General features: G+C 55.6%; 15 protein-coding genes. All 15 read left to right on the forward strand.

The genetic code is table 11. The features are described 5' to 3' along the window. Positions 1-5 precede the first annotated feature (5 nt). From WHR59_RS08895 to WHR59_RS08965, 15 genes are read left to right on the forward strand one after another with little or no spacing between them, the layout of a single operon-like run. Entirely contained in the window at positions 6-1,385 is a 1,380-nt protein-coding gene (locus WHR59_RS08895; protein ID WP_172863145.1) for a cobyrinate a,c-diamide synthase, read from the forward strand. Next, positions 1,382-2,341, forward strand: coding sequence for an adenosylcobinamide-phosphate synthase CbiB (cbiB, locus tag WHR59_RS08900; protein WP_087051377.1), 960 nt, complete (start codon positions 1,382-1,384; stop codon positions 2,339-2,341). The genes WHR59_RS08895 and cbiB overlap by 4 nt, the downstream gene beginning before the upstream one ends. Before the next feature lie 10 nt (positions 2,342-2,351). Then, complete coding sequence (locus WHR59_RS08905) at positions 2,352-2,984, forward strand: cobalt-precorrin-8 methylmutase (RefSeq protein WP_008785140.1); 633 nt, start codon at positions 2,352-2,354, stop codon at positions 2,982-2,984. Continuing rightward, positions 2,981-4,117: a cobalt-precorrin-5B (C(1))-methyltransferase CbiD gene (gene cbiD, locus WHR59_RS08910; RefSeq protein WP_043016817.1), complete on the forward strand. Its 1,137-nt coding sequence runs from the start codon at positions 2,981-2,983 to the stop codon at positions 4,115-4,117. Before WHR59_RS08905 ends, cbiD begins: the two co-directional genes overlap by 4 nt. Then, the gene (locus WHR59_RS08915) at positions 4,111-4,716 is read left to right on the forward strand and encodes a cobalt-precorrin-7 (C(5))-methyltransferase (RefSeq protein WP_047410261.1); all 606 of its coding nucleotides are present in this window, start codon (positions 4,111-4,113) and stop codon (positions 4,714-4,716) included. Before cbiD ends, WHR59_RS08915 begins: the two co-directional genes overlap by 7 nt. Further along, positions 4,706-5,275 carry a decarboxylating cobalt-precorrin-6B (C(15))-methyltransferase gene (locus tag WHR59_RS08920; RefSeq protein WP_043016815.1) on the forward strand — a complete coding sequence of 190 codons (570 nt, stop codon included), beginning with the start codon at positions 4,706-4,708 and terminating at the stop codon, positions 5,273-5,275. The genes WHR59_RS08915 and WHR59_RS08920 overlap by 11 nt, the downstream gene beginning before the upstream one ends. Further along, on the forward strand, positions 5,268-6,041 hold the full coding sequence (locus WHR59_RS08925; RefSeq protein ID WP_003030275.1) for a cobalt-precorrin-4 methyltransferase: 774 nt from the start codon (positions 5,268-5,270) through the stop codon (positions 6,039-6,041). The genes WHR59_RS08920 and WHR59_RS08925 overlap by 8 nt, the downstream gene beginning before the upstream one ends. Further along, a complete protein-coding gene (cbiG, locus tag WHR59_RS08930; RefSeq protein WP_043016813.1) occupies positions 6,022-7,077 on the forward strand; it encodes a cobalt-precorrin 5A hydrolase in 1,056 nt (351 codons plus the stop codon). The genes WHR59_RS08925 and cbiG overlap by 20 nt, the downstream gene beginning before the upstream one ends. Further along, the gene (locus WHR59_RS08935; RefSeq protein ID WP_003030278.1) at positions 7,077-7,802 is read left to right on the forward strand and encodes a precorrin-3B C(17)-methyltransferase; all 726 of its coding nucleotides are present in this window, start codon (positions 7,077-7,079) and stop codon (positions 7,800-7,802) included. Before cbiG ends, WHR59_RS08935 begins: the two co-directional genes overlap by 1 nt. After that, positions 7,799-8,584 (forward strand): cobalt-precorrin-6A reductase, encoded by a 786-nt coding sequence (locus WHR59_RS08940; RefSeq protein WP_043016812.1) that lies wholly within the window; start codon positions 7,799-7,801, stop codon positions 8,582-8,584. Before WHR59_RS08935 ends, WHR59_RS08940 begins: the two co-directional genes overlap by 4 nt. A gap of 10 nt (positions 8,585-8,594) precedes the next feature. After that, on the forward strand, positions 8,595-9,389 hold the full coding sequence (cbiK, locus tag WHR59_RS08945) for a sirohydrochlorin cobaltochelatase (protein ID WP_043016811.1): 795 nt from the start codon (positions 8,595-8,597) through the stop codon (positions 9,387-9,389). Then, positions 9,386-10,099: a cobalt-factor II C(20)-methyltransferase gene (locus WHR59_RS08950; RefSeq protein WP_047410268.1), complete on the forward strand. Its 714-nt coding sequence runs from the start codon at positions 9,386-9,388 to the stop codon at positions 10,097-10,099. The genes cbiK and WHR59_RS08950 overlap by 4 nt, the downstream gene beginning before the upstream one ends. Continuing rightward, positions 10,096-10,833: a cobalt ECF transporter S component CbiM gene (cbiM, locus tag WHR59_RS08955; protein ID WP_043016809.1), complete on the forward strand. Its 738-nt coding sequence runs from the start codon at positions 10,096-10,098 to the stop codon at positions 10,831-10,833. Before WHR59_RS08950 ends, cbiM begins: the two co-directional genes overlap by 4 nt. Before the next feature lie 2 nt (positions 10,834-10,835). Then, on the forward strand, positions 10,836-11,117 hold the full coding sequence (locus WHR59_RS08960) for an energy-coupling factor ABC transporter substrate-binding protein (RefSeq protein ID WP_043016808.1): 282 nt from the start codon (positions 10,836-10,838) through the stop codon (positions 11,115-11,117). Beyond that, the gene (locus WHR59_RS08965) at positions 11,104-11,781 is read left to right on the forward strand and encodes an energy-coupling factor ABC transporter transmembrane protein (protein WP_338844067.1); all 678 of its coding nucleotides are present in this window, start codon (positions 11,104-11,106) and stop codon (positions 11,779-11,781) included. The genes WHR59_RS08960 and WHR59_RS08965 overlap by 14 nt, the downstream gene beginning before the upstream one ends. The last annotated feature ends 1 nt before the right edge of the window (position 11,782 follow it).

Consider the following 11,782-nt stretch of genomic DNA (forward strand, 5'->3'; position numbering starts at 1 on the left):
AGGGTATGGCGGCCAATTTTCACGCATTTGTTCTTGCAGGTACCGGAAGCGGCTGTGGTAAAACCACGGTGACGCTGGGCTTGTTGAGCTTGTTGAAAAAACGCGGTTTACGCGTCCAGCCTTGCAAAGTGGGTCCTGATTACCTTGATACCGGCTGGCATACAGCGGTATGCGGTACTGCTTCGCGCAATCTTGATAGCTTCATGCTTCCCGTCCCCACGTTGAACGCTCTATTCTGCGAGCAAATGCAACAAGCGGAAATCGCGGTGATTGAAGGTGTTATGGGGCTGTATGACGGTTATGGCACCGACCCAAATTACTGCAGCACCGCCGCGATGGCCAAACAGTTAGGCTGCCCGGTTATCTTACTGGTTGATGGCAAAGCCGTTTCCACCTCGATCGCCGCGACGGTAATGGGATTTCAACATTTTGATCCAACCCTGAACATCGCCGGCGTCATTGTTAACCGGGTCAACAGCGAATCGCATTACCAGCTCCTGAAAGTGGCGATTGAGCGTTACTGCGATGTCCCCGTATTGGGTTATGTTCCCCGAATGGAAGGCGTTGCGCTTCCTGAACGGCATCTGGGTTTGGTTACCGCACGCGAGTCGGTTATTAACCAGCAGCCGTGGCAGGAGTTTGCCGCGACGCTGGAGCAAACTCTTGATATCGATGCGCTGCTGAAATTAAGCCAGTTAACCAACCTTCCCACTGGTGAATGGCCAGCGCTGCCTGCCGCAGACGCCGGAGCAGGGCTAACGCTTGCCATCGCCGATGACGAAGCGTTCAACTTCTACTACCCGGATAACATCACGCTCCTTGCGCGCGCAGGGCTTAAGATTGTTCGTTTTAGCCCGTTGCACGACACCAGCTTACCCGATTGTCAGATGGTCTGGTTAGGTGGCGGATATCCTGAGTTACATGCTGCGACGCTGGCTCGCAATGTTTCGATGCTTAGCCAACTGCGGGCAGCGCATCAGCGGGGTGTCGCGATTTATGCCGAGTGCGGGGGATTGATGTATCTCGGCAGTTCGCTGGAGGATAGCCACGGCGATACCTGGCTGATGGCGGATATCATTCCCGGTCACAGCAAAATGGGGAAACGTCTGACCCGATTTGGCTACTGTGAAGCGCAGGCCACACAGCAAACATTGTTAGCCGCAGAAGGCGAAGTGCTGCGCGGACATGAATTCCACTACTCCGATTTTACCCCTGAAATGCCAGCGGTGATGAACTGTCGCAAAGTGCGCGATGGCAAAACGCTGCAAGCCTGGTCTGGCGGCTGGCAGGTCGGAAACACCTTCGCCAGCTATCTACACGTTCATTTTGCTCAACGTCCGCAGATGCTCAACCATTGGCTGGCAGCCGCGAGGAGTGCGCTATGACGATCCTCGCGTGGTGTGTTGCCTGGCTGCTTGATTATATCATCGGCGATCCGCAGAACTGGCCACATCCGGTGCGCTGGATTGGCAATCTGGTTTCTGCGGTGCAGCGAGTTGTTCGGCGTTACTGCCATAGCGACCGCGCGCTACGTATCGGCGGCGCGGTGATGTGGATTGTGGTGGTCGGTCTGACCTGGATAGTGTCCTGGGGAGTGCTGGCGCTGGCGCAATCTATTCATCCCTGGCTTGGTTGGGTGGTGGAGGTTTGGATGATCTTTACCGTGCTGGCCGGGCGCTGTCTGGCAAACGCGGCGCAGGATGTCGAACGTCCGCTACGTGCCGGTAATCTTGCCGCAAGTCGTGAAAAATTGTCATGGATTGTGGGACGCGATACCTCGCAATTACAACCTCAGCAGATCAATCGCGGCGTAGTAGAAACCGTGGCTGAAAACACTGTCGACGGCATCATCGCGCCGCTGTTTTTCCTCTTTCTCGGCGGTGCGCCTCTGGCGATGGCCTACAAAGCGGTAAACACCCTTGACTCCATGGTGGGCTACAAACATGAGAAATACCGCGCTATCGGTATGGTCAGCGCCCGCCTGGACGATGTCGCAAATTATATCCCTGCGAGGCTGAGCTGGCTGCTGCTGGGCGCAGCGGCGTTTTTATGCCGCCAGGATGGCGCGCGTGCGTTGCAGATTGGCTGGCGCGATCGCTACAACCACAGCAGCCCAAACTGTGCGTGGTCGGAAGCATCCGTTGCCGGCGCATTAGGAATTCGGCTGGGTGGTCCAAATGACTACTTTGGCGAGCGCGTTGAGAAACCGTGGATCGGTGATGCACAACGTGACATTTCGGTAGACGACATTTCCCATACGATTCGATTGATGTGGGTGGCATCGACGCTGGCACTGGCGCTGTTTATTGCGCTGCGATGCCTGCTGGTCGGTGTAGCCTGAGGACAACACAATGCAATATATCCAGCAACCCCAGGCTATTGAGGCCAAAAGTTTCGACATTATTGGCGAGATCATCCGTGAAACCCGCCCGGACTATCAGTTTGCCAGTCCGTTACATGAAGCCATTATCAAGCGGGTCATTCACACGACGGCGGATTTCGACTGGCTGGACATTCTGTGGTTTTCCAGTGATGTGCTGGAGCAGTTTTGTGCGGCGCTTAGCCGTTCGAGCGTGATTTATACCGACACCACGATGGCGCTTTCCGGGATCAATAAAACGCTGTTGGCAAAATTCGGCGGTGAATGCCGCTGCTACATCAGTGACCCGCGCGTCGTGCGTACGGCAAAAGAGCAGGGTATTACCCGGTCCATGGCGGCCGTCGACATTGCGGTGAAGGAAGAAGGGGAAAAGCTGTTTGTCTTTGGCAACGCGCCGACAGCGCTGTTCCGCCTGCTAGAGCATGATGTAGCCGTCAGCGGTGTGGTTGGTGTACCGGTCGGGTTCGTTGGCGCAGAAGAGTCGAAAGATGCCCTGACCCAAAGCAATTTGCCCGCCATTGCAGCGCTAGGTCGCAAAGGGGGAAGTAATGTCGCTGCCGCTATCGTCAACGCCATGCTTTATCACATGCAGGGGGCGCGATGAGCGAGGCCTTCGATACGCCGGTTTGGCACAACGGTAAAGCGTTGCGTAAAGGATATACCACAGGATCGTGCGCGACGGCGGCTGCAAAAGTGGCAGCGCTGATGGTACTGCGCCAACACCTGATCCATCAGGTTTCCATTGTCACGCCTTCCGGTGTGACGCTGTGCCTGAACGTGGAGTCGCCGCATATCGAAGGACAGCAGGCGATAGCGGCCATCCGCAAAGACGGTGGCGATGATGTGGACGCCACCCACGGCATGCTGATTTTTGCCCGCGTGACGTTAAACGATAGTAAAGAGATAACCCTTCAGGGCGGGGAAGGCGTTGGCACGGTAACCCGCAAAGGGATCGGCCTGCCGGTGGGGAGTTCGGCGATTAACCGCACACCTCGCCAGACCATTGAGTCTGCGGTACGTGAGGCGATTGGGCCGAATCGTGGAGCGCAGATTGAAATCTTCGCGCCGGAAGGTGAAGAGCGGGCGCAAAAAACCTACAACTCCCGCCTTGGTATTCTGGGCGGCATTTCGATTATCGGCACTACGGGGATCGTCACGCCGATGTCGGAAGAGAGCTGGAAACGTTCACTGTCGCTGGAGCTGGAAATTAAGCGAGCGGCGGGGCTGGAGCGTGTCGTACTGGTGCCTGGAAACCACGGCGAGCGTTTTGTGCGCGAACAGATGGGGATCGACACTCAGGTGGTGGTCACCATGAGCAACTTTGTTGGCTACATGATTGAAGAAGCCGTACGTCTTGGATTCCGGCAAATCGTACTGGTGGGACATCCAGGCAAGCTCGTCAAAATTGCGGCGGGGATCTTCCATACCCACAGCCATATTGCCGATGCCCGCATGGAAACGCTGGTGGCCCACCTCGCATTACTTGGCGCGCCGCTGGAACTGCTGACGCTGGTCAGCGACTGCGATACCACCGAGGCGGCGATGGAACACATCGAAGCATACGGTTTTCAGCACATTTATAACCATCTGGCTAAGCGCATCTGTATGCGCGTCCTGCAAACGCTGCGCTTTACCAAAAATCCCCCGACCTGCGACGCTATCATGTTTTCTTTTGATAATCAGGTGCTTGGCAGTAATCGCCCGGTCGCAGAAATTGCTGAGGAAATGCAATGTTAACCGTTGTAGGGATGGGGCCCGCCGGTTTGCATTTAATGACGCCTGCGGCGCGTGAAGCGGTCGCAGAGGCTGATGTTCTGGTCGGTGGAAAGCGGCATTTGCAGCAATTCCCGGATTTTACCGGTGAACAGTTTGCTCTTGGCGCCAATATCCCGGAACTCCTGAATTGGATCAGCGCGCACCAGGAACAACACATTGTGGTGCTGGCGTCTGGCGATCCGCTGTTTTACGGCATCGGGACGCGCATGGTGGGCCATTTCGGTATTGAAAATGTACGCATTATTCCCGGCATTAGCGCGGTGCAGTACCTGTGCGCTCAGTCCGGCATTGATATGAACGATATGTGGCTGACCAGCAGCCATGGTCGTAGCGTCTGTTTTGATGAACTGGCGCGACATAACAAGGTGGCGATGGTGACAGATACGCTGTGTGGCCCACGGGAAATTGCACAACAGCTTATCGCACGAGGCAAGGGACATCGCTGGATGGTGATTGGCGAAAACCTGGCGATGGAAAACGAACGGATCCATTTCCTGCCTGTGAGTGAAGTTAACGCCGACTATGACATGAATGCAGTGGTGATCCTCGATGAAAGATGAGCTGTTTCTACGTGGAGAGAAAGTGCCGATGACCAAAGAAGCGGTACGCGCACTTGCCCTCTCAAAACTTGAATTACACCGCGCCAGTCACCTGATTGATATTGGTGCCGGAACTGGCAGCGTGTCGATAGAAGCCGCTTTGCAATATCCTGGATTGCGCGTGACGGCAATCGAGCGTAACCCGGCTGCGCTCAGATTGCTGGATGAAAACCGCCAGCATTTTGCCTGTGCAAACATCGACATTTTTCCTGGCGTTGCGCCAATGACCATCGCGGAAAAAGCCGATGCCATTTTTATGGGCGGCAGCGGCGGCCATTTGACCGAACTGATTGACTGGTCAATGCGTCAATTACATCCCGCCGGGCGGCTGGTGATGACGTTCATCCTCCAGGAAAACCTCAACACCGCGCTGGCGCATCTGGACCATCTTGGCGTACAGGGAGTGGATTGCCTGCAGTTACAGGTTTCCTCGCTTGCCACGCTTGGCAGTGGTCACTATTTCAAACCGAATAACCCCGTATTTGTTATCGCCTGTCAGAAGGAAGGAAACCATGTCTGAGATTTTTGATCCCCGTAGCGTGTGGTTTGTTGGCGCAGGTCCTGGCGATCGCGAGCTGATTACCCTCAAAGGTTACCGGTTGCTACAGCAGGCGCAGGTTGTTATCTACGCCGGATCGCTGATTAACACGGAACTACTGGAATATTGCCCTGCTGGCGCTGAATGTCACGACAGCGCTGAACTGCATCTGGAACAGATCCTCGACCTGATGGAAGCCGGAGTGAAAGCGGGTAAGACCGTTGTCCGCCTGCAAACCGGCGATGTTTCGCTGTACGGTTCCGTGCGCGAGCAGGGCGAGGAGTTGACCAAACGCGGGATCGACTGGCAGGTGGTGCCTGGCGTTAGCGCATTCCTTGGCGCGGCGGCGGAGCTGGGCGTTGAGTATACAGTGCCTGAGGTTTCGCAGAGCCTGATCATTACTCGCCTTGAAGGACGCACGCCGGTACCGGAACGTGAACAGTTGGAGTCTTTTGCCAGTCACCAGACATCTATGGCGATTTATCTGTCCGTCCAGCGTATTCATCGGGTAGCGGAGCGTTTGATTGAAGGCGGTTATCCGGCGACCACGCCAGTGGCGGTGATCTACAAGGCCACCTGGCCAGAAAGCCAGACCGTGCGCGGTACCCTGGCGGATATTGGCGACAAGGTTCGCGATGCGGGCATCCGTAAAACGGCCCTTATTCTGGTCGGTAATTTCCTGGGCTCGGAGTATCACTACTCCAAACTCTATGCGGCGGACTTTAGCCATGAATACCGTAAAGCCTGAATCTATTGCGCTTTTTTGCCTGACCCCCGGCGGCGTTGTGCTGGCGAAACGTCTGGCGGCCATGCTGCCGGTCACCTGTTTTACCAGTGAAAAGCTGCTGGAAGAGGGGTTTGTTCCTTTCGAAAACGGCTTTGCGAATACCGCCCGCGAAGCGTTTGCGAATTACTCGGCGCTGATTTTTATCGGGGCGACCGGCATTGCGGTCCGCGTGTTGGCCCCGCTGGTCAACGACAAATTTTGCGATCCGGCTGTGGTGGTCATTGATGAACGTGCCCAGCATGTCATCAGCCTGCTCTCCGGTCACGCAGGGGGCGCGAATGCGCTGGCGCGTTATCTGGCGGGCATGTTGGGCGCAGACCCGGTTATCACTACGGCGACGGATGTGAACGATATGGCGGCGCTGGATACGCTGGCATTTCAACTGAATGCCCGGATGAGTGATTTCCGTTCGGCGGTCAAGATCGTTAATCAGATGCTGGTCAGCAATAAGCGAGTTGGACTGTGGTGGGATGACGAACTGACGCAGGATGTCAGCCATTGCGACCGGCGCGGTTTTATCACGGTCACCGATCTCAACCAGCTACCTGAACTGGATGCGCTGGTGTGTATCACCTTACGCACCAATTTACCCGATCTGCCTGTTCCGCACTGGAAGCTGGTGCCGCAGCGTGTGGTGGCCGGAATTGGTTGTCGTCGTGACACGCCGTTCCCACTTCTGGCCGCGCTGCTTGCCAGGCAACTCGAAGCCCAGCAGCTCGACCCGCTGGCGCTAAAAGCGATTGGCAGTATCACGCTGAAAAAAGATGAACAGGGACTTATCCAACTGGCTTCGTGCTGTCGCGTTCCTTTCGAAACCTTTACTGCTGACGCCCTGCGTGAGCATGAGCACCGTTTTCCGGCCTCATCGTTTGTTCGCAAAACGGTGGGTACAGGAAGCGTTTCTGGTCCTGCAGCCTGGCTGTTGAGCCACGGAAAACTGTTAGGCGAGACCCTGCGAGAACAGGGCGTCACTATCACTTTGGGAGTTTCACACTGATGTTAAGCGTAATTGGAATTGGCCCTGGCTCGCAGGCAATGATGACCATGGAAGCCGTTGAAGCATTGCAGGCAGCGGAAATCATCGTTGGCTATAAAACCTACACCCATCTGGTAAAAGCGTTCACTGGCGACAAGCAGGTGATCAAAACCGGGATGTGCAAAGAGATTGAACGCTGCCAGGCGGCTATCGAGCTGGCGCAGGCGGGCCACAATGTGGCCCTGATCAGCAGCGGTGACGCGGGGATTTACGGTATGGCTGGGCTGGTGCTCGAACTGGTCAGCAAGCAAAAGCTGGACGTTGAGGTCAGGTTAATCCCTGGCATGACCGCCAGTATTGCCGCCGCCTCTTTGCTTGGCGCGCCGCTGATGCACGACTTCTGCCACATCAGCTTAAGCGATCTGTTAACGCCGTGGCCGGTCATCGAAAAACGTATCGTTGCCGCCGGCGAAGCAGACTTTGTTATCTGTTTCTACAACCCGCGCAGTCGGGGACGCGAAGGTCATCTGGCGCGTGCATTTGAACTGCTGTCTGCCAGCAAAAGCGCGCAAACGCCGGTCGGTATTGTGAAGTCAGCTGGACGTAAAAAGCAGGAAAAATGGCTGACCACTCTTGGCGAAATGGACTTTGAACCGGTTGATATGACCAGTCTTGTGATCGTTGGCAACAAAACCACCTATGTTCAGGACGGCCTGATGATCACGCCACGAGGTTATGTGCTGTGAATTATGGTGATGTGCTGGTCATGGGCGGTACCAGCGATGCGCGCATGCTGTGCCAGCAACTGGATGCGGCAAACGTAGCTTACACCCTGTCGGTTGCCACCCCAACGGGGAAGCAACTGGCGGGAGATATTAAGGGCCAGGTGCGCTGCGGACGTCTGGAACGTGAACAAATGATTGCCTGGCTGCAGGAAAATCAGACGCGCTGGGTGATCGACGCCTCGCATCCGTATGCCGAGGTGGTGAGCCGTAACATCATGAGCGCTTGCGAAGCCGCGGGCGTATTGCTGAGCCGCTATCAGCGTCCTGAGCAGTTGAGCGGTTTAACCCACCCGCAGTTGTATACCGTACAGAGTATTCAGCAAGCGTGCGAGGTGGCTCGACGCTTCGGCGATCGCGTGCTGCTGACGACCGGCAGTAAAGATCTGGCTATCTGGCGCGAAGGGTTGCCTGAAAAAACACTGCTGGCGCGCGTGCTGCCTGTACCTGAAGTCATTCAGCAATGCGCGGATCTTGGGTTTGGTGTCGGTGAAATATTCGCATTGTGCGGGCCGTTTAGCGCCGAGTTCAACGCTGCGTTTTATCGCCAGTGTCAGGCTGATGTGGTGATCACCAAAGCATCAGGCGCGGAAGGTGGTTATCAGGAAAAAGTTCAACCCTGTCTGGATGCCGGTATCCCCTGCATCGTGATTACACGTCCGGCACCGTTGGTGACGGGAGATGAGTTACTGGAAAGTCAGGCCGCCTTTGGGGCGCGTTTAACGCGCTGGCTGGCCGCTGCTTAAGGAGTTAGAGATGAAAAAGGCGCTTCTGGTGGTCAGCTTTGGCACCAGCTACCACGACACCTGTGAGAAAAATATTGTGGCCTGTGAGCGCGATCTCGCAGCCAGTTGCCCTGACCGCGACCTGTTCCGGGCGTTTACCTCCGGGATGATAATCCGCAAGCTCAAGCAGCGTGACGGCATTGAAATCGACACGCCGCTGCAGGCGCTGCAAAAACTGGCGGAGCAGGGATATCAGGATGTGGCTATTCAGTCGTTGCATATTATCAACGGCGACGAATACGAAAAAATTGTCCGCGAAGTGCAAAGTATGCGCCCGCTTTTTTCTCGCCTGACGCTGGGTGTACCGCTGCTGAGCAGCCATGAAGATTACGCCCAGCTGATGCTGGCGCTGCAACAGCAAATGCCGGCGCTTGGCGAAAATGAAAAAGTGGTCTTTATGGGACACGGCGCCAGCCATCATGCCTTTGCCGCCTATGCCTGCCTCGATCACATGATGACGGCGCAGCGTTACCCGGCGCGGGTTGGGGCGGTGGAAAGCTATCCGGAAGTCGATGTGCTGATTGAAAGTTTGTCCCAGGAAGGAGTGACGGCGGTACATCTGATGCCGCTGATGTTAGTTGCTGGCGATCATGCCATCAATGACATGGCCTCCGACGAAGACGACTCGTGGAAAACATTGTTTAACGCGGCCGGGATACCGGCAACGCCGTGGCTCAGTGGCCTGGGTGAGAATCCAGCGGTTCGCGCTATGTTTGTGGCGCATTTACAGCAGGCGCTTAATGTTGCGCTGGAGGAAGCGGCATGAGCGGAAAACTGTACGCATTAAGCACCGGGCCAGGTGCTTCCGATCTTATTACCGTGCGGGCCGCACGCACGCTGGGCACGCTGGACATTCTCTATGCGCCTGCCGGGCGTAAAGGTGGCGACAGCCTGGCGTTGTCGATCGTGCGGGAGTATATCGGCGAGCAGACCGAAGTTCGCTGCTGCCATTTTCCTATGAGTGCCGACAGCGCTGAAAAAGAGGCCGTATGGGATGACGTTGCTGCCGCGTTAGTACAGGAAGTTGAAGCCGGTAAGCAGGTGGGCTTTATCACTCTCGGCGACGCCATGCTGTTCAGCACCTGGGTCTTTTTACTCCAGCGTATAGGCTGTCCTGATTGGTTAGAAATTGTCCCGGGCGTGACCTCTTTCGCTGCGATTGCCGCGCGTTCCAAAACGCCGCTCGCCATGGAGCAACAGTCTTTGGCAGTGGTCTCCTGTACCGCGCCGGAAGCGGAAATCCAGCAGGCATTAAAGCAACATGACAGTCTGGTGCTGATGAAAGTATACGGTCGTTTTGCGCGCATCAAAGCACTGCTGCAACAAGAGGGATTGTTAGATTGCGCATTGATGATGTCTGAAGCCACGCTGCCGGGTGAGCAGTGCTGGCGTCATCTCGATGAGGTGAGCGACGATCAGCCGCTGCCTTATTTCTCGACCATTCTGGTCAATAAACAGTGGGAGTATGCACAATGAAGCTTGAACAACAGCTAAAACAGCTGTCTTTCAGCGGGTTGGCTGCGGCGCTATTACTGATGATTGTTCCTGAACAAGCGTTCGCCATGCACATAATGGAAGGTTTCTTGCCGCCGATGTGGGCGCTGGCCTGGTGGCTGCTATTTTTGCCCTGTCTGTGGTACGGGCTGGTGCGTCTGCGCCAAATCGTACAGGAAGATAGTCACCAAAAAGTGTTACTGGCTTTGTGCGGCGCGTTTATTTTTGTGCTGTCGGCGCTGAAAATTCCTTCCGTTACCGGAAGTTGTTCACACCCTACCGGCGTAGGTCTGGCGGTTATCCTGTTTGGACCGGGCGTGGTGGCAATCCTTGGGGCAATTGTTCTGCTGTTCCAGGCACTGCTGCTGGCGCACGGTGGTTTGACGACGCTCGGCGCTAACGGTATGTCGATGGCGGTGATCGGCCCGGTTGTGGGCTACATGGTGTGGAAAATGGCCTGCCGTGCGGGGCTGCGTCGTGATGTCTGCGTCTTCCTGTGCGCGATGCTGGCGGATCTCGTCACTTATTTCGTGACCTCGGTGCAACTGGGCGTTGCGTTCCCGGATCCGTCCGCTGGCGCTACCGGCTCAATCATCAAGTTCATGGGAATTTTCTGCCTGACGCAGATCCCTATTGCGATTGCGGAAGGTCTGCTCACCGTAATGATTTATGACCAGTTAACCAAACGGCAGTTGATTACCGCTCAAGGACATTAACGATGAAAAAGACGCTGATTTTGTTAGTGATGGTTGTCGCGCTGGTGATCCTGCCGTTCTTTATCAACCACGGTGGAGAGTACGGCGGTTCAGACGGTGAGGCGGAGAGTCAGATTCAGGCAATTGCTCCCCATTATGAACCGTGGTTCCAGCCGTTGTATGAACCCGCAAGCGGCGAGATTGAAAGCCTGCTGTTTACGCTTCAGGGATCGCTGGGCGCAGCCGTGATTTTCTACATTCTGGGTTATACCAAGGGCAGGCAACGTCGTGATGACCGGGCTTGACAGGCTTAGCTATCAAAGCCGCTGGTTTCATGTCTCACCGGTGCGGAAATTTCTGCTCTGGCTGATGATGATGATTCTGGCATTTACTCTGCCCCCGTTGGGGCAGGGTATTGAGCTATTATTGATTGCCGCGCTGAGCTGCTGGCTGCTGCGCATTTCCTTCTGGCGCTGGTGTCGCTGGATGGCTTTGCCATTTGGTTTTCTGACAGTTGGCGTGGTGACTATTCTGTTTAGTTTTAGCCGCGATCCACAGACGCTGCTGGCCAGCATCCCTGTAGGAAGCTATTGGTTAGGCTTGAGTGGGCCAGGGCTGGTCACCGCCAATGAAACCTTCTGGCGCAGCCTGGCTGCGCTGGCGGCAACGTTCTGGCTGGTACTGAATCTACCGTTTCCGCAATTAATTATCTTACTTAAACGCGGGCGCGTTCCTCGCCTGTTGACTGAGCAGATCCTGTTAACCTGGCGCTTTATTTTTATCCTGTTAGACGAGGCGCTGGCTATACATCGCGCACAAACGCTGCGTTTTGGTTATCGTAGCTTGCCGTTGGGCTATCGCTCGCTGGCGATGTTGGTGGGACTGCTGTTTACCCGCGTGTTGATCCGCTACCAGCAAATGACCACCACACTGGATATCAAACTGTATCAGGGTGATTTTCACCTGTAAG

It is taken from the genome of Citrobacter europaeus, assembly GCF_037482245.1.
GTDB classification, from domain to species: Bacteria; Pseudomonadota; Gammaproteobacteria; order Enterobacterales; family Enterobacteriaceae; genus Citrobacter; species Citrobacter europaeus.